The organism is Aliifodinibius sp. S!AR15-10 (genome assembly GCF_031569985.1).
In the GTDB taxonomy this organism is placed as follows: Bacteria; Bacteroidota; Rhodothermia; order Balneolales; family Balneolaceae; genus JAMQKA01.
The window spans coordinates 1-26,009 of sequence record NZ_JAMQKA010000044.1 but is presented as its reverse complement, the minus strand read 5'-3'; the positions used below and the strand labels follow the sequence as shown (position 1 = coordinate 26,009).

Annotated in this window: 17 protein-coding genes; 5 read left to right on the top strand and 12 right to left on the bottom strand. The window is 48.1% G+C overall.

Features of this window, described 5'->3' with window-relative positions; all coding sequences use genetic code 11:
* Nucleotides 1-248 precede the first annotated feature (248 nt).
* The 3 genes from NC796_RS20650 to NC796_RS20640 form a co-directional block, all read right to left on the bottom strand.
* Complete coding sequence (locus tag NC796_RS20650) at nt 249-1,610, bottom strand: NAD-dependent succinate-semialdehyde dehydrogenase (protein ID WP_310687351.1); 1,362 nt, start codon at nt 1,608-1,610, stop codon at nt 249-251.
* Nucleotides 1,611-1,769: 159 nt separating this feature from the next.
* Nucleotides 1,770-2,579, bottom strand: a complete 810-nt coding sequence (locus NC796_RS20645) for a hypothetical protein (protein ID WP_310687349.1) — start codon at nt 2,577-2,579, stop codon at nt 1,770-1,772.
* A 67-nt stretch (nt 2,580-2,646) separates the two neighbouring features.
* Nucleotides 2,647-3,831 carry an aspartate aminotransferase family protein gene (locus tag NC796_RS20640; RefSeq protein ID WP_310687347.1) on the bottom strand — a complete coding sequence of 395 codons (1,185 nt, stop codon included), beginning with the start codon at nt 3,829-3,831 and terminating at the stop codon, nt 2,647-2,649.
* Nucleotides 3,832-4,186: 355 nt separating this feature from the next.
* Between NC796_RS20640 and NC796_RS20635 the strand changes: the two genes are divergently transcribed.
* Nucleotides 4,187-7,372, top strand: coding sequence for a T9SS type A sorting domain-containing protein (locus NC796_RS20635; RefSeq protein ID WP_310687345.1), 3,186 nt, complete (start codon nt 4,187-4,189; stop codon nt 7,370-7,372).
* Nucleotides 7,373-8,339: 967 nt separating this feature from the next.
* Here NC796_RS20635 and NC796_RS20630 read toward each other — a convergent pair.
* From NC796_RS20630 to NC796_RS20590, 9 genes are all read right to left on the bottom strand, one after another.
* Entirely contained in the window at nt 8,340-9,242 is a 903-nt protein-coding gene (locus NC796_RS20630; protein WP_310687344.1) for a UbiA family prenyltransferase, read from the bottom strand.
* A 396-nt stretch (nt 9,243-9,638) separates the two neighbouring features.
* A complete protein-coding gene (locus NC796_RS20625) occupies nt 9,639-10,217 on the bottom strand; it encodes a hypothetical protein (protein ID WP_310687343.1) in 579 nt (192 codons plus the stop codon).
* A 63-nt stretch (nt 10,218-10,280) separates the two neighbouring features.
* Entirely contained in the window at nt 10,281-12,374 is a 2,094-nt protein-coding gene (locus tag NC796_RS20620) for a PQQ-dependent dehydrogenase, methanol/ethanol family (protein WP_310687341.1), read from the bottom strand.
* 71 nt (nt 12,375-12,445) lie between these two features.
* On the bottom strand, nt 12,446-14,002 hold the full coding sequence (locus tag NC796_RS20615) for a tannase/feruloyl esterase family alpha/beta hydrolase (RefSeq protein ID WP_310687340.1): 1,557 nt from the start codon (nt 14,000-14,002) through the stop codon (nt 12,446-12,448).
* Between the two features lie 225 nt (nt 14,003-14,227).
* Nucleotides 14,228-15,598, bottom strand: a complete 1,371-nt coding sequence (locus NC796_RS20610; RefSeq protein ID WP_310687339.1) for an FAD-binding oxidoreductase — start codon at nt 15,596-15,598, stop codon at nt 14,228-14,230.
* Between the two features lie 327 nt (nt 15,599-15,925).
* A complete protein-coding gene (locus NC796_RS20605; RefSeq protein ID WP_310687338.1) occupies nt 15,926-17,029 on the bottom strand; it encodes a nickel-binding protein in 1,104 nt (367 codons plus the stop codon).
* 111 nt (nt 17,030-17,140) lie between these two features.
* A complete protein-coding gene (locus tag NC796_RS20600) occupies nt 17,141-17,539 on the bottom strand; it encodes a BBE domain-containing protein (RefSeq protein WP_310687336.1) in 399 nt (132 codons plus the stop codon).
* Between the two features lie 167 nt (nt 17,540-17,706).
* Complete coding sequence (locus tag NC796_RS20595) at nt 17,707-18,531, bottom strand: methyltransferase domain-containing protein (RefSeq protein ID WP_310687334.1); 825 nt, start codon at nt 18,529-18,531, stop codon at nt 17,707-17,709.
* Nucleotides 18,532-18,534: 3 nt separating this feature from the next.
* A complete protein-coding gene (locus tag NC796_RS20590; RefSeq protein WP_310687332.1) occupies nt 18,535-19,497 on the bottom strand; it encodes a glycosyltransferase family 2 protein in 963 nt (320 codons plus the stop codon).
* Nucleotides 19,498-19,581: 84 nt separating this feature from the next.
* On the opposite strand from NC796_RS20590, the gene NC796_RS20585 reads away from it, so the two are divergent.
* The 4 genes from NC796_RS20585 (at nt 19,582) to NC796_RS20570 (ending at nt 25,788) form a co-directional block, all read left to right on the top strand.
* Nucleotides 19,582-19,908, top strand: coding sequence for a MerR family transcriptional regulator (locus NC796_RS20585; RefSeq protein WP_310687331.1), 327 nt, complete (start codon nt 19,582-19,584; stop codon nt 19,906-19,908).
* Between the two features lie 295 nt (nt 19,909-20,203).
* Complete coding sequence (locus tag NC796_RS20580) at nt 20,204-21,085, top strand: MBL fold metallo-hydrolase (RefSeq protein WP_310687329.1); 882 nt, start codon at nt 20,204-20,206, stop codon at nt 21,083-21,085.
* A gap of 459 nt (nt 21,086-21,544) precedes the next feature.
* Nucleotides 21,545-21,979: an IS200/IS605 family transposase gene (gene tnpA, locus NC796_RS20575; RefSeq protein WP_310687328.1), complete on the top strand. Its 435-nt coding sequence runs from the start codon at nt 21,545-21,547 to the stop codon at nt 21,977-21,979.
* Nucleotides 21,980-22,380: 401 nt separating this feature from the next.
* Nucleotides 22,381-25,788, top strand: a complete 3,408-nt coding sequence (locus NC796_RS20570) for a DUF4175 family protein (RefSeq protein ID WP_310687327.1) — start codon at nt 22,381-22,383, stop codon at nt 25,786-25,788.
* Nucleotides 25,789-26,009: the final 221 nt, after the last annotated feature.

The following is a 26,009-nucleotide window of genomic DNA, read 5'->3' as shown; positions in this document are numbered from 1 at the left end:
CAGGCCGGGTTCAAACATAAACGGTTTGAGTGACACCTTATTGACAGGGCACGTTATTCTGTTTTAAACCCAGCAGTTTTCCAGATCGATACCCCGGGAGCCTGTCGACTTAGCCCAATCTACTGCGAACCATCCGGATTGGGCTGACTCTCGTTACAATTCCCTAAATCCTACAGACTCCCAGAAGGATGACACAAAAAGCTGTTGTTAATCGGTAAACGCGTTCACGATGACTATATGTTACTGTGTCATGCCACATAAACGGTCTTGATATTGACAAATTCCTTGATTCCCACATGCGATAGCTCTCGACCATAGCCCGATTGCTTTATCCCTCCAAACGGCAGTCGTGGATCGGATTTCACAAAATCATTGACAAAACAGCAGCCCGCCTGCAGTTTATTTGCAGCAATTGATTCCGCCCTCTCTCCATCTTCCGAAAAGATGGCAGCGCCCAGGCCATAATCGGTGTCGTTGGCTACATGTATCGCCTCATCTTCATCCATCACTTTAATAACCGAGGCCACCGGACCGAAAAGCTCTTCTTCATAAGCTGCCATTCCCTGGTGTACATTTGTTAACAACGTAACGGGATAAAAGGCACCGTTACTTTTGGGGATATGTCCCCCGATTACAGCTTCTGCCCCATTTTCTGTACTCTGCTCAACCTGTTGATGTAGTTCGTCCCGCAGATCATGACGTGCCATTGGCCCCACATCGGTTTGCCCATCAAATGGACTACCCACGGTTTTGGACTTCATTTTATCTATCAAAAGATCCAGAAACTCGTCGTACACCGGTTCTGTGACAATAAATCGTTTTGCAGCGATACAACTCTGCCCGCTGTTGAGCAGCCGGGAAGTAACGCAGGTTTCGGCCGCCTGTTCAAGATCAGCGTCTTCGAGGATGATATATGGATCGCTGCCGCCCAGCTCCAGCACCGTCTTCTTGAGTACACTTCCGGCCTGTTCTGCCACTGCTTTTCCCGCCCGGGTACTGCCGGTGAGCGTCACTGCGTGTATGTCATCCATCTTGATTACCTCCTGGGTTTGATCGACGTCAGCAATAATAGTACGGAAAAGGGCTGCAGGGAACCCCGCCTCATGCATCAGCGATTCAATGGCAAGAGCACACCCCGCTACATTGGGTGCATGTTTAAGAATAACGGCATTTCCCGCCATCAGGGCTGGGGCACCAAACCGGAAAAGCTGCCAAAACGGGAAGTTCCAGGGCATGATTGCAAGCACAGTTCCGAGAGGATTATACGTGATATAGCTTGAAGAAGCGTCCGTCTCAATCTGTTCATTTTCCAGAAATTGCTGTCCGTGTTCGGCATAATATTCACATACCCACCCACATTTTTCGGATTCGGATACGCCCTGCGGCAGAGGTTTTCCCATTTCGGTTGCCATAAGCTCGGCAAATTCATCACTTCTATCCCTCAGAATTTTTGCTGCTTTGGCCAGGTACTTCGCCCGCTCATTGTATGAGAGCACAGCCCAATCCTGTTGCGCGGCGTTTGCCTTGTGAATGATTCCCGTAATTTCAGCATCATCCATCTGTTCATATTCTTTTATGGTCTCTCCGGTGGTGGGGTTTACTGTTTTCATGGTATTGAGCCTTGTTATGATTCCTCTTCACTTGTGAAACTGTCAAACAGCTTCCCGAATTCCTAAAAAAAGAAAAGGCCCGTTATTCACGAGCCTTATGATTTAGATACGTGCGACGCACTTCCAAAGTGCGTCGCACGTATTGCTTTAAGAAGCTATCTACTCACAGGCTACATCCTGCAAAGCAGAGTTCCAGCACGCCTTTTCCCCGTTATTATAATTTGGGGCAATGATATAACCGGTGTAATTGTCAGCGTTAAACTGGAGTTCAGTTATTTCGTCATCACTGGCATCAAAGTAAACTGCTGTTTTGATTTCACCTTCTGAGGAATATGTGATGTAATCACCAAGATTGTCATTTCGATCAGAGGTTACATCCAGTCGAATTTCCAATTCTTCCTCCCCTTCGATCGTCCAGCTTACTGTGGAAACTTCTTCTTCCTGACCAGGATTCTGAAGATTGTAGTAGGTCCATGTTCCCTGATCACCCTCTTCATTGGTCTCACCACTAAAAAAGAGAGCGTTATCAAGTCCCAGCGGAGAGTTTGTGACATAGAAATTCCATTGCACACTGTCATCACCCTCGCGTGTGGCAAGCAGGGTTACATTATAGTTGTGCTCCCCTTCTGTCTTGCTGTAGCTCCATTCCCACTCACCATCACCGTTTAGCTCTGCTTCGCTGTTCTCAGCCGCCAGAAGCAGAGCGCGGGGTATTGCGAGGTTGACATCGACAATCGCTTTCAGTACCGTAGCAGTAACAAAAGCCCTGCTGATGTTATTTGTGCTGGCCGTACTCTTTTCCTGCTGATCATTAAACTGTTCAAATTCTGTAAATCCCATATCCATTGATTGGGCAGGTGGTAAATCCGGGGGGCCTTCTTCAGACGACGATGGGTTGTCGTTACAAGAACTGACCATGAAAATTCCAACAACTGCCGTAAGCAAATAGGTGAATATCCGTTTCTTCATAACTCATTCTGTTTCTTAAGATTTATTCACCCATTACTACTCAAGAAAACAGAATTTGTTCTGTGATTTATGAATTTCGGGAAACAGAGGTAAGAATAGATTCCAGTGTCTCCTCAAGCAACCTCTCCTCAATGATCAGCGGCGGGGCCAGGCGTACCAACGTATTTGAATGCAGCGTCCATCCCAGGATAATACCCTTATCAAAACACTCCTCCACTACTTGTTGTGTGAGTTCTTCATCGGCAAGCTCCATGCCCAGCATGGCACCCCGGCCCCTGACCTCCACGATGGAGTCGTGCTCAAGGACGGATTTTACTTTTTGTTCGATATGAAGTGCCCTGTCAGCAAAATCCCCGTTCAGCAGCTCAGAAAGTGTGGCATACGCCGCTGCGCAACTGACGGGATGTCCCCCAAAAGTAGTTACGTGATTGAGTGGCGGGTCATGCTTGAATCCCTCAAAAATTTCTGACGACGAGACAAATGCTCCAATTGGCATGCCGCCCGCCATCGCTTTTGCCAGGCACAGAATATCAGGCGTAACTCCATAATACTGGAAAGCGAACAGCGAGCCGGTGCGGAAGAACCCGGTCTGTATCTCATCGAAGATCAGCAGAGCCCCGGCCTCATCACATCGCTTTCGGACCTCCCGGAGCCACTTTTTTTGGGCGGGAATGATCCCCCCTTCTCCCTGGATCGGCTCCATAATGACGGCTGCCGTATCCTCATCGATTATTTCCAGTCCATTCATGTCATTGAACTCGGCAAATTCCACATTCGGCAGCAGCGGCAGGTAGGGGTCCCGGTAGACATCACGCCCGGTTACGCTGAGCGATCCATGTGTGTCGCCGTGATAGCCGTGGTTGAAGGCCACAAATTTATGGCGACCGGTGTGTTTCTTGGCCAATTTCAGGGCACCTTCATTGGCTTCTGTGCCACTGTTCACAAAATATACGCGATCAAGCTGCGGAGGGAGCTGGCTGGTCAACAGCTCGGCGTAACGAGACTGGGGCTCCTGGATGAATTCTCCGTAAACCATCACGTGCAGGTGCTTGTCCAATTGACGCTGCACAGCCTTTATGACCGCAGGATGGCGATGTCCCAGGCTGCTTACGGCGATGCCTGAGATAAAATCCACATAGCGCTTGCCATCTTGTGTGTAAATAAATGGTCCTTCGGCACGATCTACCACGAGTCCCATCGGGTGATCACTGGTCTGTGCAACATGCCGGTAAAAAGATTCTTCAATATCCAAATCAAGGAATAGTTTTATGAAAGTTGGAAAGTGTAAAGGTATTATTGAGCGTCTAACATAACAATTTTGCTGCTCATTACCGGCTAACCAATTCTTAGAAAATCTCCAGATTCCAACTGAAACTCGATCCTCCGGTTGTCGGAGATGTCAACCCCAAACAACTCAACACTTCAACGTCTCAACAATTCAACATCTACGTCGGTGGATAGTTTCTCCACAAGTTTTATATTACAAATCACGATTAAGGCATTTTTGGTCTCACATACTCCAAAACAAAATATATACAGACTATTTTTTTGAATGAGCAACCGGCCTACTTCAATTGGAAAAGTAACTTTTCTACCCGACCTATAGCATGAAAAATGTAGCTAAACGACCTTTATACCTCATAATTTTTCTCACTCTGAGTGCAGTTGTCATCACTACTGCTTTTTGGGGATACGGCAATAATGAAACAGGAGAAGTCAACAGCGAGGAATCGTACTTCAAATTTGAAGAAAAAAAGGAAGAGGGAGCAAGCTACAGTAAAATTCAAACGAAAGTCGCCCGTTCTCGCTACTTTTTCCGCATGCTGCGGGATCCCAAAATGAACGCCATCCCACCGAATATCAGGAACCGGGAACTGAATTTGGCGCGCATGCAACCGACCCGGGACCAGTACCCGATGCGGATTAAGAGAAAGGACGGCACGATTGCAGAACTGGAATATGAGTGGGAGGAGGCGGGTCCTTTTGACGTCGGGGGAAGAACGCGAGCTCTCGGTATCGACCGGACTGATCCCAACGTAGTAATTGCGGGCGGTACCTCGGGCGGCATCTGGAAGTCCACCGACGGGGGCACGACATGGGAGCTGAAAACCGATCCCAGCCAACATATGAGTGTGACCTCATTAGCACAGGACCCCACAAGTCCCAATACCTGGTACTATACTTCAGGAGAACTGAGAGGTAATACGGCCAGCGATCGCAGTGGATCAGCCTCATATTATGGCACCGGGGTATTCAAATCCACCGACAACGGGGAGACATGGAGCAAGATTCCCACGACTGATGATAACGACGAAACCTTTAATAGCCCGTATGATTTCATCACAAGAGTAGTTGTGAGCCCGACGACAGGTTCTGTGTTTATTGCGAGTAACGGCATAGGAATTTACCGTTCTACCTCTTCAGAACCGTTTCCTTCAAGTAACGGAGGCATTCCGAATTCTGTGTTGGGTACTATTGGAGGACACCGCTATTGTGATATTGCCGTCGGTACTGACGGCCGCTTAATTGCAGTTCTGTCATCTGTCAAGGCTGGAGCCCAGGGTGGAAATCCCGGTGTCTTCGTCTCCTATGACGACGGCGACAGCTGGACCGAAATAACGTCTGATATTGAAAATTTTCCCAACAGCCACCAGCGAAGCGTCATCGATATTGCCCCATCAGCGCCAGACACTGCATATATCATGACTTACGTTGGCGGATCAAGTGAAGATGAAGATGTACGACTTCACTTTGTGGACTTGACTGACCACCAAAATGACGGAACGATCCAAAGTGAAGACCGAACGCAGCACATCCCGGACTTTGGCGGTGAGGTGGGCTTTATGAGCACGCAGTCCAATTATAACATGGAGATCGCCGTAAAGCCGGATGATCCCGACTTTGTAACAATCGGGGGCATAAACCTGTTTCGCTCAAGGGATGGCTTTAGCTCCAGTCCCACGCTTGGATACGGGGAAACCAACAAAGATGAACACTGGATAGGCGGGTATGCCAAGACAAATAATATTACCCGTTATCCACAGCAGCACCCCGACCAGCATGTGGTCACCTTTGAACCTGGGAATCCTGATGTTGCCTGGACCGGGCACGATGGCGGGTTGAGCAAAACAACGGATATAACGGCAAGCTCAGTAAGCTGGGAGCAGATGAACAACGGCTATGTGACCACCCAGTTTTATGCCGTGGATATTCCAGAACAACCCGGTGATGACCGGCTAATGGGCGGTACCCAGGATAACGGGACGCCCTTCTTTCGTTTCGACAGCCAGCAAAGCCAACAGACACAGCCGGCAGAAAATATCTTTACCGGGGATGGCGGGTATTCATTTTTTACACCTATCTTCTTTTATGTTTCTGCTCAAAATGGAATTGTGCTAAGGCGAAGTACCGACAGCAACGGCAACCCCGGCGCCTTTTCTTATGTGCATCCCTCCCAGGCCAGCAACCAGTTTTTTATCCATCCTTATGTAGTTGATCCTAATGGGCCAAACAATAATAACATCATGTACTACCCTGACAGTGATACCCTTTGGCGCAATACCCAGGTTGGGGAGATTAGCGGCAACAGCTCCTCGGGTACCAGTGAAGGATGGGAAATAGCGGCGGAAGTCAGCTCCCTTACCGCAAATCAAGGCTACCAGATTTCCACGCTCGAGGTCTCCAAAGTCCCCTCTGACGTCCTCTATTTTGGAGCTTTTTCACCCGGAGGTCCACCTGCCATGTTCAGGATGAACAATGCCAGCAGTTCCGGTACCCCCGAGGATATCTCTATTCCCGGTGCCGCCAACGGGTCCTATCCCCACGACATTGCAATCAACCCATCGAATGGCAACGAGCTGTTAGCGATATTCTCCAACTATGGCGTCCCCAGCGTATTCCATTCCACAGATGGAGGCGACACCTGGCAGGATGTCGAGGGCAACCTGGATGGGGTAAACACAATGGCCGGACCCTCAGTGCGATCTGCAACCATCATCCCGGGTGAGTCGGGGACGATCTATCTCTTGGGGACGAGTACCGGCATCTATTCCACTACGAACCTGGATGATGATACGAAGTGGATACAGGAAGGATCCAATTCTATCGGGTTCACGGTCGTCGAATACCTGGCATCACGGACAACTGACGGTACCATTGCGGCCGGGTCCCACGGTCGTGGCATCTTTAAAGGAAACTTCCAGGGAACGGTCGCCAATAGTCCTGCAATAACGCTACAACAGGCTGAGGCCCGGTCCGGGCAGGAAGTCACTATTACTTCGGTCAATTTCTCATTCAATACAGAACCCGAAGAAAATGATGTATTGTTCGGAGAAGTCCCTGCCGAAGTGGTCGATGCTAGTGCAAACCAGCTGACAGTAGTCGTACCCCGGATATCAAGCCGCGTCAAGAAGGATGACAGCGTTGTGGGTAATAACCTGGTACAGATTAAAGTGACGGCAGGCGGACAAACTGTTACTTATGCCTCTACATTTGAAATTCTGCCGCCGGAGGAGTTTGAACTCGGTCCCAACTTCCCCAACCCGTTTAATCCCACGACCACTATTCCGGTGGATCTGCCCAGCGAGAGTGGTGTTATTATCCAGGTTTTTGACATGTCAGGACGCAAGGTGCTTGAGCCGGTGAGGAGGGTGTATGAGCCTAACAATTACAACTTTGAAGTGGATCTAAGCGGGCTGGCAAGCGGCGTCTATATCTACCGCGTGGTGGCCATTCCCCAGGACGGTTCCGGTGATTCAATCATTAAAACCCGGAAAATGACGCTTATCAAATAATGCGTGATGCGTGAATTATATGCAATACAACCTACTAATAGTGTCATTTCGATATAAAAACTGTCATTGCGAGCGAAATGAATAGAGTGCATCGCAGCCCTGGCAAGAAGCACGTAGTGAATGAAGCGCGGCAATCCACACACGGGAACAATGCCCTTTTCTACGTGTGGAGATTTCCACGTCAAACTCATCGTAGAGCCAACAGGATTCAACAAAGCATCTTCGCGATGACAGTTATCTCAAGATCAAGCCATAATAGTGATATGTTGCCAAGTGATTTGTAACTCTACTACCTCAAGTAGACCGGTTGACTATAGTGAAATAGATAACTTCACGACCCTGAAGTACCCTGTTTCACCTCCCTGAAGTGGTCTGCTTTACTATAGGGGGCCCTTGAGAGGCCTTTTTTGGATAGGGACAAGATGACATAAGACTATTAGAAGATAAAGAACCAGTAGCTTATGTGTACCTCCACACTTTATCAACGTCTCTCTCCTGCCGGTAGGCGAGAGCATAGCCTGCACCGAACACTTTCGGTGAGTGGGTCCCCTCAAAGGCACCTACATTTAAATCTTTAACCTAAGATGGGCAATAGGGAATCGGCTATTAGGCAAAGATTCTGCGTTCTGTTAACCCACCCTTGCATCCCTCCCTAATGAATCAGGGAGGGAAACTCTTTGAATCGTTATGAGACTTTTCTTCACAACTTGGGCGTTCGGAACGATCAGTATTACGCATCACGCATTTCGAATTTTACCCGGTTTCCCACTTAGAAATAAGCTCTGCAAATTCATCCTGGATATCCTAGGATTTGTTGTCGGCATACCACTTGTGAAGTTTCGCAGCCCACTCTTTTCGGTGATAGTTGTCAATCCACTCCTCGTACACCAGTCGTGTTCAGCGGTTAGGAAACACCTATCGCGCATTTGGTTTACTGTTTATTCACTTGCCGTTGTAGAGCCGGAATTCAGAATGCGATCAAGTGAAGGGCGTGTTTCATAAAAATTCCGGCACATAAGAACAGGACAAAGGCGAATGAGGTTCCATATTTTATCCGCATTACTTTGTCATAATCATCGGCATGAATGGAGAGGTCGTTTAATAGATAATGAATTGCTATTCCCGTAGCTGTGCCCAAAACAAGAAAAGCGCTCCCGACCCATAATTTCTCCATCGCAAGCGCCACAGATAGCAGAAAAATTCCACCGCCAAATGCGTATCGAAAAAAACTGAATACGGCTTCTTTCCCGAAATGCAGGGCAAAGGTGCGGTCTCCGCGTTCACGATCCTCCTCAATTTGGTAGATTTGGGATGTAGGATAGAGACTCAAAATAATCATGGCCACCCCGATGGAGGCAATAATAGCAGCCATTGTGAATGATGTTTGGGCCGCTGCAATATAACCCAGCAAAAACGAATTCGTGCCCGTACTTATGCCGATTGCCACCAGGCTTTTTACAGGCTGTCCTTTCCAACGTGCTGAGGGAGTAGAATAGAGCCAAAAGAACAGCATACTCACCGCGTAAACCAACATGAACTGAAAACTTATCACTGCCGCCCAAAGAAGTCCCGCGAACTGAATAGCCAAAGATACAGGCCACATCCAGGTGCTCATTTTAGGTGGATGCTTGAGTCCCCCGATAGCGCCTTCATCTTTGTCCCACCATGAGTTGTAGGCTGTGGCACCGCCAAATAGCAACAAATGTACATTAAGGAACTGAAACCAAAAACTAGTCCAATCCATCGACCCCTGGAAAAAGCCTCCCATCAGGTAGCCGCCCGATAGGATGAACAGCTGGTAGTGCCACCGCAGGTGTACAATGAAATACCAACACTGCTTATACATTGGAATTGTTTGCAGTTGGCTCATAGTCTGATAGATTGCTGAATGTTATTTCCAAAATGGTATCATAAAATACCACGAATAACAATTCCTGCAATATCGACCGCCTGGGATAGTTTTTGTCTTCCAAATTTATGTTAGGGATATTTCTCCAAATATCTATTTTACTATCTCTTTGGCACTTTCTCTGCATCAGGTGTACGGTTTTGCAAACTTCTCATAAGTTGCATGTTGAAAATTAACAAATACGGTCTGAAGCCACTCCACTGACAGATACAACGCAGTTTTGCCTTATCTACATCGTTTTTTCGTCACTGAAAAAAAATGAATAATCCTTCCCATGAAATGGCTTCAGGATGGGGAACCAGTGAATGGGCACTTTCGCCAAATGCATTTAAATTCACAAGTAAAAAATTCGACTGTTTACTCCGCAAACTCGCATGAAACATCGGCATGCCAAAAGGCAAGAACCCCGTCGGGATTGTGCTTCCAGATCCACATGTGGAAGCCGTAGAGTCCCGCTTTGTCATTGCGATGGAACTCCTGACCAAACAGGGAAGGCGGTTCATCCTCGGTCCAAAGAGCGATCGGAACAACAGGTTCTGCCCCAATCAGGCGAAGTCTGCCATTTTTCTGGGGCTCGTAGAACAGTACCTCCGGCTCCGCAAGATCAATGATTGCATCAAGTCGATCCTGATTTAAAAAGGGAATTCCAAGTCCACCCTCGCCATCCGGATTTTCCTGGCAGGGTAAAACCGGGACGAATCCATCCTCCATTGCCGCCTTCACGTCGTGATATCGGGCTGTTGCACTGCGCAGAGTCGCAAGCCCCGTGTGCTTCTCCAAATCACTCTTATACATAGAGTGATCTTTCAAGCCGTGGTACTGAATAATACTCCGGTCTGATTTATCTGATACATCCGAATCAATATCCGTTGCCGGTTCACATGCAAAGAATAAAACAGTTATCAAAAAGATTGATGTTAGTTTTAGCTTCTTCATAATGAATCCTCTTTTATTAGTTGACTATTTTGTTATAAAAAGTAGTGCATACTGATCCTTGGCCTATTCTGTAGCTCCCTCTTTCGTCTTCTTCGCTTCCGATACTATATAGGCCTGGATGAAGGCCACCTCTTCTGGCGTTAGTAGACCTTCAAACGATGGCATCCCCTTAGCTTCACGGAGCCCACCAAGTACAATCTCTTCGAACGCCTCGTGGGTAGCTTGATTTGCCTTTTGAAGGTTCGGCATTGCGCCCTCTGAGGCCCCGGCACCGCCGTGACATATAAAGCAATTCATCTCGAATAGATTTTTGCCACGAGAAATGACATCAGGACTGGAAGGTAAACCGATGTCAGGGATAAACACACTCTCCCGACGGGGTGTGAGCTTCGGCATCGGAGCCGAGCCTCCCAGCTTAAAGGTGAGTACCCGCCCGAACTGTTCGTACTGTGCCGCCTCACCTACGGGTGGGTTGGTGCGTCCGTGGGCTCCACCCCATCCGGCTGCGATGGTGATGTATTGGTCGCCATCGATCTGGTATGTGACTGGCGATCCGATAATACCTTGGCCGGTGGACACTTCCCACATTACATCCCCCGTTCGGGCATCGTAGGCGACGAATCGTCCGTCACCGCCCCCTTGAAATACTAGATCGGCCGCGGTGGTCAACACGCCGCCGTTCCACTGGTGAGCGAGCGGTACCCGCCAAGCCTCTCGCTGCTCGACCGGATCCCAGGCGAGGAGCGCACCGTGGGAAATGCCACCCGTTTCCCAACGAATGCGAATTCCCGTGTTTATTTGTCCCGGCTCATAATTCCAGTTTGGATCATCAGAAAAGGTAGACGCCCGCTGGTGAACGGGCACATAGACAAATCCAGTCTCGTGGTTAAAGGCCATCGGCTGCCAGTTGTGTCCTCCAAATGGTTCGGGCTGGACTTCAACTGGATCGGTGCCGTAGACCGCTTCGGGTCGTTCGACCGGGCGCCCCGTGCTTCCATCCACGCTGTCGGCCCATGTGACCGGGACGTATGCCTCGGCGGAAATGAACTCTCCGGTTTCGCGGTCAATGACAAAGAAGAAACCATTCTTTGGCGCCTGCATGATGACCTTGCGGAGCTGGTCTTCAATTTCGAGATCGGCCAAGATAAGCGGCTGCGTGGCCGTAAAATCCCAGTGGTCGCCGGGCGTCGTCTGGTAGTGCCACACAATTTGCCCGTCGTCGGGATTGAGCGCCAAGATCGAAGACAAATAGAGGTTGTCGCCTCCGCCTGGACTTCGCAGGTTACGTGACCACGGCGACCCGTTGCCGGTACCGACGTATAGCAGGTTAAGCTCTGGATCGTACGCCATTGCGTCCCACACCGTACCGCCGCCCCCCGCCTCCCACCACTGGCCCGACCATGTCTCTGCCGCCTGTTCCATCGCTTCGGACTCGAAAGACTCGGACGGGTTGCCGGGCACGGTGTATGTGCGCCAGACAAGGTCACCGTTTTCAGCATCATACGCCGACACGTAGCCACGGACTCCGAATTCCGCACCCCCGTTTCCGATAATGATATTTCCCTTTACCGCCCTGGGTGCCCCCGTAATCGAGTAGTCGGTACTTGGGTCAAACGTAGCAACGCTCCACAGGGGTTCACCGTTCGCAGCATCGAGGGCAACCAGCCGACCGTCAAAGGTCCCGACATAAACCTTACCCTTGTAGAGCGCTGCGCCTCTGTTCACGACATCACAGCATGCCTTCAGTCCGTGCAGGCGGGGCACCTCAGGATCCCACGTCCAGAGTTCGTCGCCGGTCCGGGCATCGAGCGCGTAGACGATACTCCAGGGACCCGTCAGATACATGATGCCGTCCACGACAAGGGGCGTAGTCTCCACGCCGCCCCGCATACCGGTGTCGTAGCTCCACGCCAGGCCCAGCTGATCAATATTTTCGTTGGTGATTTGATCTAGCATGCTATAGCGATCCTCTGCATAGTTGCGGCCATAGGAGAGCCAATTGCCCGGATCAGCATCGGCCTGTGTTAAGCGATCATCGTCTACAGCCCCTGTGGCGCCCCGAATGTGCACCTCCGAGCCGGGTTCAGGGTCTGGGGCACAGCTAAACAACAGAATTAGACAGAATATCACAATAGCAGTACAATTAAAGGTCTTCATTGGGATCCTCCATTTGCTTCATTCGGTTTACCTGTCTCATACCCAATCCCCACGACCAACAGATTCCTGGACTAGGGATTTGGATTTATACACTTAAAATTTGAAGCCTCGTTGACATCGCCTTCTCCATCATAGACGGCACGCTGCGGATAGGGGCAGACCGGCCGCGTCCACTGGACCGCTCCCGTTGAATCGGTTTTCGTTGTAAGTAAACGTTCTGGGGGCTGACCCTGCTCAACCCATTTTTCCATCGCCGTAAGAGGATCAAAACCGTCGTCCATGATGCCCGGTCCGTCCAAAATACCGCAGTGATCCATGCCGGGAATCATATACAACCGAAGAAAATCCTGCGTGGCTTGTCGATTTCCGACCTCTTTTTCAACTGCATTATAATAGGCGATGGTTCCTAGCGGAGGAACGATTGCATCTGCCCAGGCCTGCCACATCAGCATCTTTCCTCCATGTTTTCTAAAAGCCTCGAGGTTGGGATGGTCTGCGTTGAAGATTTTCCCCATATGCTCAAGGCGAGGTGGGTCTCGGTCAAAATCAAAATCTTCAATTGGATACGTTGATCCCGGGTCTTCCTCAAATACAAGGTACCGCAACCCATTTGTACTTATAGCTGAAGCGAGGCCATCACTCACCTCATCTGTTTCACCAGTGATCCAGAGCTCCCAATAGGGCTCAGAGCCAAACGGCACGCCTCCAGGGTATAACCGCTCCCCAGATGAATTTTCAGGTCCCTGATAAAAAGCTCGCAGTGCTGCTACCTGTTCTTGTGAAAGGCAATCCGCTTGATCAGGATGCTCACAGGCCAAACTTCCGGGATTGAACGTACAGCTTCCCGGATCACTGATCAGGCCGTCCTCGATTCCATCAATACCATCACATGCCTCATAAACCGCTTTCCTGGCTAACTCGGTCTCGGCCGGAGTTATGAGATCCTTGCCATCAGGCCCCCTGTTCTTTGTAGCAAGCCAAGTAGTGTAGACCGATAACTCAGTGAGGTTCAGGGCGGGACATCCACTGATTATGCCATCAAAATCTTCTGGGTAACGCCACGCCTCCATGTTGGCCTGTCGCCCGCCGTTTGAGCAAGCCATAAAGTAGGAGTATTTAGCAGTGTTACCATAATATGACTCTATAATATTTTTTGTGACTCGGGCTGTCTCATGGACAGCTCGATAGCCATAGTCAATTTCAGCTACCCTATTATGCAATCCCCAACGCCCGTCGAATACCGTTTCGCCCCAGTGACCGGCATCGGTAGTGGAGGCGGCGTAGTTGCGCTTTAGCCCTATGTTCATGGCATTAATGCGCGAATTATTACTTTCGAGTTTACCACAGAATCCGCCACATCCCGCCATAAAAAACTTGCCGTTCCATTGCGAGGTTGGCAGACGAACTTCAAAGTTGATGGCTGGGCGCACATAGCCTAGTACGCGACAATATTCCGGTAGGTCTTCAGAGGCTGGTACCACAGTGGCCGAGAGTAGGTTGGTGTCCTCGATACGCAGGTCTGCCAGGCTCGTGCAGTCTTGTCCGAACGCACTTTGGCCGACGGGAATGACCAGGAACAGGACAAACAATAATACAAGAAATGTAGAGGAATAGATGCGGTTTCTCATGATATGATTCCCCGTATTTTACGACGATTTTCCTGAAGAGGGAACAACACCCTCTTCAGGATCTTATTTAATTACCCATCCATTTAACGGCAGGCATCATGATATGAGCATAGAGCGTTTCACGGAACATCACCCACATTCGCTCCTTTCAAGAAGTCAACAGAGCCACCTGCCCAGGATTTTCTCTCTTTTGACTTTTCTAACTTTTCAAACCACATTCTTAACTCAGCTAACTAGTGGCTTTATGTTTTGATTGACGCGGAAGAAATTATCCGGGTCGTATTTGGCTTTCACCTGTTGCAGCCGCTCGTAGTTGCCACGATACGTAGCTTTCACCCTTTTTTCCCCCTCCTCCATCATGAAGTTGACGTAAGCTCCACCAGAGGAATGCGGGTGCAGCGCCTCCCAGTACTGCCTGGCCCAAGTAGAAATTTTTTCATTATTCGAGGGATCCGGATCCACGCCGGCAATCACCATCGACCAGTTGACATCACGGTATGCCCAGGCCGTTTCATCTTCTCCCACCTTGTGCACGGCCCCGTTAACCGGGTATAAATGCATGGTTGATTTCATAGTCGGTACGTCAGCAAACCGCTTGTGTTGAGCTATGGCTTCATCCGTGAGTTCTTTCACAAAATCCCCCTTCCAATACCACTGGTCGCCCGGCCCGTAAAGCCCGTCAAACATACTTTGCAGGTCCGGATAGGGCATCGATCCAACAAATTCGAATATCGGCTCGGCTACATCGCGCGCCGGGTTTAGGATATCCTCAATATCACTTTCCGGCCCCGTGTAACACCATAGCAGTCCACACACATTTTCGCCGTGGATCCGTTCGGGGAACGGGTCGCCTGCTGGGACCTCGGCCACCAGGTAGAAGGCATATACGTCCTCGGGTTGTTGGGGCAGCCAGTCCCGGTACCAGCGCATGGTCGATTCCAGCTCCTCGATCGGCCAGAACAAGGGGCCGGCCACCACGTTATCCACGGGATGAAGCTGATATTCAAATGCTGTGACGACTCCAAAATTGCCACCACCACCGCGTAACGCCCAAAAGAGGTCCGGATGATCATTCTCATTTGCCTGCACCAGCCTACCGTCGGCCAATACAACATCAGCCGAGAGCAGGTTGTCAATAGTCAGCCCATACTTGCGGGAAAGGTAGCCGTGGCCACCCCCGAGCGTTAGCCCGCCCACCCCGGTTGTGGAGATAACACCGCTGGGCGTTGCCAGGCCAAATTCATGTGTAGCCTGATCGACATCGCCCCATGTGCAGCCAGCTTCCACGCGAGCAGTTTTGGTATCGGGGTCAACCGAAACATCCTTCATCCTCGAAAGATCGATGACCAGACCCTCATCAACCAGGGCCAGACCAGGCCCGTTATGACCGCCGCTGCGGATGGCAACCTCGATGTCATGTTCACTTGCATAGTTTACGGCCTTGATCACGTCATCCACGCTGGTACACTTGATGATGGCCCCGGGATGTTTGTCAATCATTGCGTTAAAAATCGTTCTGGCCTCATCGTAACGGTCGTCATCTGGCAAAACCACGCTCCCTTTTACCTGTCCCTGTAAAGCTTCTATCGCATTCATAATTTTATGTGTTTGGAGGGGTTAACGTAATAGAATACTACTCACTTGACCACTCGTTATTAAGCGAGCGTAATTTGTATCAATGAGCTAATAAAAAAGTAGTATCGGTGGGCAGGCTTATCTACCACATTTCATTCAAATATCATCAAAATTGATTCAGGGAGGCCTTAGCAAAACCCTCCCCGTCATCCACTCTTTTTGTGGTTAGACGGATCTGAAAGCTCTCAAAGCCTTCACCGGACGGCAAAACCAGCCGTCCGAAGAGTAATTCAAAACCTTCTCAAAAAACAGGGAAGCTGACAGTCTGGAAGCGGGTATCAGGTACAATCAGGACTCTATCTTGGAGGGCGAAATACCGTACGTGTCATGGAAACACTTGGAAAAGTAGGACGGATTTTGATATCCTACCTCCAGGGATACCTCGGAAACATTGTACTGCTTCTGTTTAATTAATCTGAGCGCCTCCTGCATGCGCAAATCCCGGATAAATTTGCTGGGCGGACGACCGGCGATGGCGGTAATCTTTCGATATAATTGCGGTCGGCTTATCCCTATTGCCTGACTCAGTTCGGTGACGTTAAATTGATTGTCAGAGATGTTGTTTTCTACGGTTTCAAAGAGATAGTTGAGAAAATTCTCTTCAGAGATGTTTACAAATCTGCAATCTCCCTCCATGCCGTCATCTTCATCAAATTTACCCATTTGTTTAATCGATTCAGATACCAGGATTTCTTCATAATCTGCAATCAGGCATAATCGCTGACTGGTCCTGATAACTTCCTCAAAAAAACCTTCATGTTCCGTCAGGGGCTGTCCCCCACTGATGCCCATCTTGAAAAGGATATTCCATTCTGGATCTTCCGAGTTCCGGCGTTCTTGTTGAAGCTCTCTCTTCAATTGTGCAGCGCATGAGATAGCCTTCCCGGATTCTTTAAAAACGGCGACAATATTACCAGTCGTGTCAACCTTCACCATTTTGCCCTGGTATTGTTGGATGAAATTTTTTACCAATTTTTTGGCTTTAACCGGCAGTATAAGCTGACGAACATCTTGCGAGCTTATAGCCTTGGTATTGCCCCTGATATCCACAACCAGTACAAATCTGTATCCGAGGTCCATACTGTCGTCTTCGTTTAGAACTATCCCGTTATCGAGCTGATGATTTTCCCCCATAAACTGGTTGTAGAACCCCGGTTCCACCTCCACGATATTACAGGCAATATTGCCATGCGCCTCCTGGTGCACCCGTTCGCAGGCTTCGGCATCCGGCCCCTCTATCAGGCAGAAGACCGTGCCGGCATGTTGGTTCACCCAAAACTGGTGATATTGAACATTGTACCGCTCCTGAACTGCCAAGTCTGCAATATGGGCCTCTTTCACCTCATCAATGCTGATTTCCGAAAAAATATGAATATCTATATATAAGGGCATGATATCCCCCTGTTTTATATATATTTAGGTAGGGACAATTTTAATAGTAGTAATTTTTTTCTCATTAATAAAATATAAAGCGAGATAGGTTTCGGGAGATTTCATCATTCACTATGGTTTAATATTCTGACTACCCCGAAATAGATTCTTGTGATCAAACTTTTTCTTGAGCTTTTTTACCCGTTTGTAGTTGTCTCCAAATGCTGTTTTTACCATGGGGATAAGTGTGCTGTTACTTTCAAGTTTCCCACAGAAGGCACCGCAACCAGCCATAAAGAACTTGCCATTCCAACTGGTAGTAGGCAGACGGATTTCGAAGTTAATGGCCGGGCGCACGTAGCCCAGCACGCGGCAATATTCCGGTAGGTCTCCTGAAGCAGGCACTACGGTAGCGGAAAGCAGTTTGGTATCCTCGATACGAAGGTCCGCCAGGGACTGGCATTTTTGGATATCTGATTGGGCTAGCACGGATAGCGTTGAAGATACTAAAAAATGAGCACCAATAGGCATGGTGCTTTAGAATAGAAATGTCTCATAACCTCTCCCATTAAAAATGATGTGTAGTCAATCCCCCAGAGAATACAAATGAGAAAGGCCTCTATAGACGAAATATCCAATGCTTAATTGGACCAATTAAGCCTAATTAAATCAAAAACTTAAAGAAAACGCTATAATCCTTACGGCTTACGAGCCAGCGCATAAATGCCGGTGCCCCACTCATTTTCACCATTCATGTCGAGCTTCATCAGCAGGAGTGCTATCGGGAGGACAGGCAGGTAGTAGATCGCCAGCAGGGGGAGCGCAAGCAGGTTAATCTTGTTGAGCAGCAGCATGGGATACTTGATGATCAGCATCCATGCAAAGTGCCCGAGCTTTCCATAGGTATAATTTACTTCCACCGGGTGCAGGCCCGCTCTCTTTATTTTTTCGGTGATATCCTCTTTTGAATACCCTGCACGGGCATGCTCTCCCACAAACGTATCTTCATCCCCGGCGTCGCTTTCCGAGTAGTGGGATGGAGAATGCATCAAAAAATAGCCGCTCGGTTTGAGTGCTTTTGCCAGGTTACCGATCACTTTCTCATCCTCCTCAATATGCTCCAGCACATCGATACAGATAGTAAAATCAAACTCCCCTTCGTAGTCTATTTCCAGTAGATCCTGCTTTTGGAACTGAATTTTGCCCCGATCAATTTGATCCTGGAAATAAATGCGGCAATCTGAGAGATAATCCTCTTTTACATCGATTCCCTTCACTTTGATATTGGAAAACTGCATCAGCAGAAACCGATCATACTGACCAAAGCCTGTGCCTGCATCCAACAGTTTCCACTCCGGGAGCTCATCAAGCGGCGTGGCATAGGTTCGCAGCACCCGCCGGACGTACCAGCTTCTCAGAAAAAAAAGGTCGAGTAGTTTATAGAAAAGTGTTCGCAGGAAGGATGAACGACGAATTATGGCTGCAAACCGGTCCTTGACCGGGTCATACGCTATTTTGCTCATATGCTAATGGCTGTCGATCTTTTCTTTAACATTTGTTTTTTTCGGCTCCCCCTTGTTACGATTGATAAGCTCACCTAGAAATCCTATAGAAAAGAACTGGGCTCCCAGTACCATCAGCATAACGCCCAACAGCAGCAAGGGGCGGCCGGACAGATATTCCCCAAAAAATATCTTGGCGATCGCCAGGTAGGCATTGATAAGTCCGCCGATAACCAGAAAGATAAAACCGAGCGTGCCGAAAAAATGCATCGGCCGCTGAAGGTAGCTGTTAATAAAAACCAGGGTCACCAGGTCCAGAAAACCGTGCATAAACCGGGAAAACCCAAACTTGGTCTCACCAAACTTCCGGGGATGGTGCTGCACCACCTTTTCACCGATCTTTTTAAAGCCCTCCCATTTGGCCAGCAGGGGGATATACCGGTGCAACTCGCCATAGAGGTGGATATTTTCAATCACTTCGCGCTTGTAGGCTTTGAGGCCACAGTTAAAATCATGAAGGTCGATGCCGGTTACCCAGGAAGTCACTTTATTAAAAAATTTAGATGGAATGGTCTTGGAGAGTGGATCGTGTCGCTTTTTCTTCCATCCACTCACCAGGTCATGCCCATTTTTGAGCATCTCTATCATTTCGGGAATTTCGGCGGGGTCATCCTGCAGGTCGGCATCCATCGTAACGATATATTTTCCCTTTGCCCGTTCAAACCCACTCTGCAGGGCGGAACTTTTACCATAGTTTCGCTGGAACCGAATCCCGTTGGTATTCTTGTGCTCACAGGCCAGCTTTTCGATAACCTCCCAGGAGTCATCCGATGAGCCATCATCAATAAAAATAATTTCATGAGAGAAATTCTCACCTATCTCAGAGGTGATCCGCTCATGCAGTTCAGCAAGCGATTGTTCCTCATTGAAAAGAGGAACCACTACACTGATCTCGATCTCTGTTTCTTTTGAATTTTGTTTAGCCAAAATGCTTGAATGTTACCCTTCAAAAAGTTAGATATAACCTAGCTATTAATTCACAAGCGGTAAAGATACATTTTTAAGGGTCCTATGAAAAAACTTTATTATTCGATTGGGGAAGTGAGCGATATTACTTCGGTGGATCAACATGTGTTGCGTTATTGGGAGACGGTGTTTAATGATCTTAATCCTCAAAAAAATAAAGCCGGCAACAGGATCTACAAGGAGGATGACATCGACTTGGTGATCAGGATCAAAGAACTGGTCCAGGAAAAAAAGTACAGCACGGAGGGTGCCCAGCAGGTGCTGGAACAGGAAAAAGGCGACCCGAAAGAGCAGGTGGAACTGCCGGTTGAGGTCAAACGCGACTTGAAGGAAATCAGACTCTTCCTGAATAAGATTCTCAAACAGCTGTAGTATTGGTTGAAGGTCTTTTGCTGTTGAGGAGTTTAGGTGTTGAAGTGTCGAATTATTTGGGTGTTGAAACTAGATTCGCTTTGATGTCTCAACGGTTCAACAGAACTTTTAGGATCGAAGGTTGAAAACTGCTTCTTCGACTGTTATCAGTCAAATTCAATTGGACAGCAACTGCATCTTGTTTCGTACCCCCGGTGCGAAACGCTTCCAATCCACCTCTGGTGGTCTCACTGACTACAAGTTAACCCCTAATTTTCATTTTTAATTCGCAATTTCGGACCCTATGGATTTAGCTTTGTCACATCTAAAAATCGGTCCCTTTTCGCTCTACACTATTGAAACCGGTCGCTTCCGACTGGATGGTGGTGCCATGTTCGGGGTGGTTCCCAAAACATTGTGGAACCGGCAGATTGAGGCTGATAACAAAAACCGCATTCCCATGGCGATGCGCTGCCTGTTGATTGAGTCAGAACAAACCGGCAGGTGCTATCTCGTCGACAACGGAATCGGCACCAAGTTTAACGAGAAGTATGAGCAGATTTACCAGGTTGATCACCAGCACAGCAACCTGCTGGACTCCCTCTCCTACCATGGATTTGCTCCTGAAGATATTACCGACCTCATATTCACGCACCTGCATTTTGATCACTGCGGGGGGACTACCTTTTATGATAAAAGCGGGGAACTGAGCCACACTTTTCCGAATGCACAATATCATGTTACGGAAACACACTGGAAGACCGCCAACAACCCCAATGCCCGGGAAACGGCCTCTTTTTTTGAAGAAAATATCGGGCCGATAAAGGAATCGGGCCGTCTCAACCTGGTCGGGGACCAACATCTTTTTGAAGAGGGACTTTCAACGCTTATTGTGAATGGGCATACGCTCGGACAGCAGCTTCCGGTAATTAAGGCAGATAACAGGACACATGTATTTGCAGCTGACCTCTTCCCTACTGCCGCCCACGTCCCCCTGCCCTGGATTATGGGCTACGACATGCGCCCCATCAATACATTGGAAGAGAAAGAGGATATCCTGAACCGTGCCAGCTCAGAGGGTTGGTTTTTCTTTATGGAGCATGACAGCCAACATGAGGTGATTCAAATTGAGAAGGATGACGGGAAATTCAGGCCCAAGACGGGGTTGAGGCTCGGTGATCTGGATAAGCGCTGGTAATTCGCCATAGGTATATCGTCATCCTCCCGCAGTCACCTGAAATGGAATCATCAGGCTGGGAGAGCAGGAGTTCTGTTCTGTATTCAATGTCCTATCCTGTCGACTGGCTGGCATTATAAGCTAGAAACACTACGTGTACTCTAAGTAAACGAAACAGAGTAATCCCGTATTTTCAATGCGGGGCGATGAGATTGAGGCAATTATAATTGGAAACGACATATTTTACTTCTCTGCCTCTTCATCAATCGCCTGAAGATGGAATCATCAGGCTATAAACACTACGTGTGCTTAAGCACACGTAAAATAATTGCTCTTTATTCATAAGAAGCACTTTGGGTCAAGTACCATTCAATAATTTATAATCAATTCTTACCTACCCTATTTTTTTCAAATTATTTTGTAAGGAATTGGCTTCAAACCTATCTATTAGGTAAATGTAAATCAAAAAAAGAGAGTCTTATGGGTAGTACATTTTCCAAAATTTATATTCATTTAGTTTTTAGTACCAAAAACCGAGAGCCTGTCATTCATCCAGATTATGAGAAAAGATTGACAGCCTACATCACGCAAATTGCAGAAAAACATGATCTAAAATTGTTAGTCATGAATGGTACACAAAATCATGTACACTTACTTGTAGTCATACCACCGTCCGTTCCAATAAGTGAAGCGGTTAAACATATTAAAGGCGGGTCCTCAAATTGGTTAAACAAGAACTTCTTTGAAGCAAAAGACTTTAAATTCAGATGGCAGAAGGGATATGGGGCATTTAGTGTGAATGAATCGATGGTGCCGGCCACGATTCGATATATCAACCAGCAAAAGAAGCATCATAACAACATGTCTTATGAACAAGAGCTTGATGCTATACTGGATAAGCACGGCCTCAATTAAAAGTAAAGATGCTTTTAATTGTCATTTCATAGATGTTATGAGGAGCATCCAAAATCCAACGTGTGTTTTTAACACACGAAAGAACTTAGCCCCGTATTTTCAATGCGGGGCGATTGGGATAGAAGCAATTACATTTGCAAAAAGCATATTTTGATTCTCTGCAATGCCCTACCTGCCCTGGCCCTAGAAATACCAGACTAGAAACACTATGTGCTTCTAAAGGTGCAGCCTACTCGTTAAGTGGACCGCACCGCATCAATAAAATTAGAACCAGGCAGGAAATTAATAACATAACGCTGTCGTTATTATATTCAGTGGCCGTTGATAAATAGTTGTTTTTTATGAAACCAAGTCATAACCTTTTGGACAGATTTCTGCATTAAAGCACAAATGAGCCTGACATGAACGAACCGACCTCAAAAAAGGCTGCCCAACTTGTTAAGCAGATTGAGCACCGATACAACAAGCTGAAATGGAAACGGTGGATAAGCCGACTGCTGCTGCCTTTTTCCGTGTTCATTTTTGGGATTGCACTGTTTATTTGGCTGGAACAACAGGTCTATTTTTCATCCACTACCAAAACCGTGGTGGGTTTAGGCCTGCTGGTATTGGGAGTGGGCGTTATGTGGTGGAGAAAGCGGGATCGATCGCTCTCCCTTTCGGAGTTTTATGCCAGCATTTCCGACGGTATTCAGCAGCCGGCCCTAAAACACGCACTCGATCTCTCGCTCAAAAGCCGGGACTCTCACCTGAAGCTGTATGAATATGCCCTTCAAAAAAATATTGAATCCTTCTCTTGGGACGCAACGAAGCAAAAAATTGACCGTCAGATTAAAGATCTGCCCGACATCCGCTTCTTTCGGCATACATTAGGTGCAGTGGGGCTTTCACTGGTTGTACTTCTGGTCTCTTCGCTCGTCCATCCTGATGCGTCACTGCGAACGGCCCGGTTTTGGAATGATTTTCAGAAACCCAATCCCTACACCTTTAGCGTCGCTCCCGGGAATACGACTATTGAGCAGGGAGGTACTTTCCAGCCCTCCATCACTTTTGATGGGTCAGTACCGAATGAACTCCTGCTGGGAATTAAAACAGATGTCGAAAAGAGCTTTCGGTTTCGACCGCTGCAGGAAACGTCAGAGAGTACTTTTACTGCCGAAGCAATTCAGCTCAGCTCAAACGCTTCCTATTATATAAGAATGGACAATTTCAGCAGTGAACAGTACGGTGTAAATGTTCAGCTTCGTCCCCGCTTTGAATCCCTGTCAGTCGAAGTATTTCCACCGGCCTACACGCGGCTTGACTCAACGAAATTCACCTATCCTTTTTCCCAGGTAAAGGCCTACCAGGGCTCGGAAATCAAGGTAATTGGCCATTCTAACAAACCGCTGCATGAGCTTCACATGATATCCGCAGCAAGCGACGACACGACTCAGCCCGATAATTCCGGCAGCCGCTCCTTTGTCTTTAGCAGGTCGGTTTCCTCAGCGGATACGCTCCGGTTCACGATGAACGACTCCTCCGGCCTGAGCAACAGCAATGATTTTTCATTCATTATTGACGCTGTACAAGATGAATATCCCTTTGTTGAATTACTGGATCCCACCGAAAATGTAAAGATGAGCAGCCCCACACCGCTTGATATCAGCTACCGGACCAGTGATGATTTCGGGGTAACGTCTGCCGTACTGCATTATGAGCTACAACGCGCGTTCACCCAGCAGCCGGAAACCGGGACCGTTAACATTGGTGTTCCTCAACTGAATTTAGAGCAAATCTTCCAGTGGGATGTACCGTCGCTAAACCCCAAGCCGCGTGATGTCGTCACATTTTGGCTGGAAGTGACCGACAATGATGAATACAACGGCCATAAACAGTCACAGTCTCGAAAACTCACGATCACCCTTCCCTCCCTGGTAGAAAATATCGAGGCCATCGATCAGCAGGAGTCAGAGGTCCAAAAAAACCTGGAGGATGTCTCCCAGTCATTTGAAGAGATGCAGAAAGAATATGACAGGTTCAAGCAGGATCTGCAGCAAAACCCGGAGACCAACTACCAGCAGAAGCAGATGCTGGAGCAAGTTCAGGAAAAGCAGGAAGAGATCGACAAAAAAGTGAAGGAACTGAACCAAAAGTTCGAGGAGATCCGCAAAGAGATGAGCAAGAATGACTTGGTCTCCGAAGAAACGCGTCAGGCCTATGAAGAGCTCCAAAACCTGATGAAGGAGATTGATGACCCCGAGCTACAAAAAGCACTGGAAGAACTGCAGAAATCGCTTGGCAACCTGAATCAACAGCAGCTCAGAAAAACGCTCGAAAACTATGAGTTTAATGAAGAGGTATACAAGGAGCGCCTCAACCGCACGATTGAGCTTTTTAAATCGCTGAAGATGAACAGTGACCTGGAAAAGATGGCAAAAGCTCTTGAAGACCTGGCCAACAAGGAGGAAGAGCTTTCAAAAAGCGAGGCCTCACCGTCCGAACAGGCAGAACAGCAAGAGGCTATTCAAAACGATACAGAGAAGGTTTCCGAGCAGATGGAGAAGCTGAATGAAAATGCTCCTGAAAAATCCAAGCAAAAGATCAATGATTTGCAGCAACAAAGTCAGAAGGAAATCGACTCTGTGCAACAGCAATTGCAGGAAAACATTGAACAACTGAGAAAGCAGCAGCAAGAACAAAATCAGCAGGGCTCACCAAATAGTCAACAACAGCAACAACAGCGCCAGCAGCGCCAGCAAAACCAGCAGCAGCAACAACAGATACAACAACAATTTCAACAACTTTCCCAGAAAATGCGGGAGGCCAAACAACAGTTTAACCAGCAGCGCATGCAGGTTAATATGGAGGCACTGCAAAATATCCTGCACAACCTCGTCAACTTGTCGGAGGAGCAGGAAGACCTGACCCAGAGTACAGAAAACCTGGCCAACCGCAGTCAGGCGTTCGTTGAGAAAGCACGTACGCAACAGAATATCAGTCGCCAGTTTGCACAGGTTTCAGACTCCCTTTTTGCGGTATCCTCGCAGATACCCGGGTTTTCCAACCAGATCAATGTGAAAAAGAAAGAGGTGGAACAGAACCTGCAGCGTTCGGTCGATCAGCTGGCAGAACGAAATAAATCGCAGTCTACCTATGCTGAGCGACAGGCATTCGGGGGAATCAACGAACTCTCCTCTATGGTCGCCTCGCTGATGGATCAGCTCCAAAATCAGCAACAGAATGGTATGGGGGGCGGCATGAGCATGCAGCAGTTTATGCAGCAGCTGCAAAATATGTCGGGTAGTCAGCAACAGCTCAACCAACAGATTCAAAACCTGATCAATGATATCCAAGGCGACCGGCTTTCCCGCGACCAGATTGACCGCCTGAATCAGCTGGCCAGGCAGCAAAATCAAATTCGAAAGCAGTTACAGAAACTACAGCAAAGCGGAGAACTGGAAGCAGGTGACAAGTTACTAAGTGAGCTGGAGCGCATGGCAGATGAGATGGAAAAAACCATTAACGACCTGCGCGGCGGACAAACGGATGGGGAACTGGTGAAGCGCCAGGAAAATATTCTCTCCCGCATGCTAAATGCCGAGAAGGCGATGCAGGAGCGTGGTGAAAAAGACGAACGTGAAGGTACCACGAGTGAAGATCCACCGCGGTCGGTCCCAGCGGACATGACGCTTGAGGAGCTCCAAAAGAAAATGCGTAACCTGCTGAATGACCCGAACCAAACGAACTTCTCGGAGGACTATCAACGGCTTATTGAGCAGTATTTTGAGCTACTGAAACAGCTTAACGAGGATGGTGTTTCGAGTTAGTTATCTTCGGTAATACTTTGGGAGGGTCCCGATTAAGAAGTACTGCCTTTGTCTTACAAATCATCGCGGGAAGGCTTTGGTGATGGTCGATTATCTAGTACTTAATTTCAAAAATTATAGTAATTATTAGCTGGGGACATCGTATATTCCCTCCAACCCTCAATTAAACGCTCATGAATGTTGCCCCAACGATAGAACTAACTCCCGACCAGCGTCAGCTT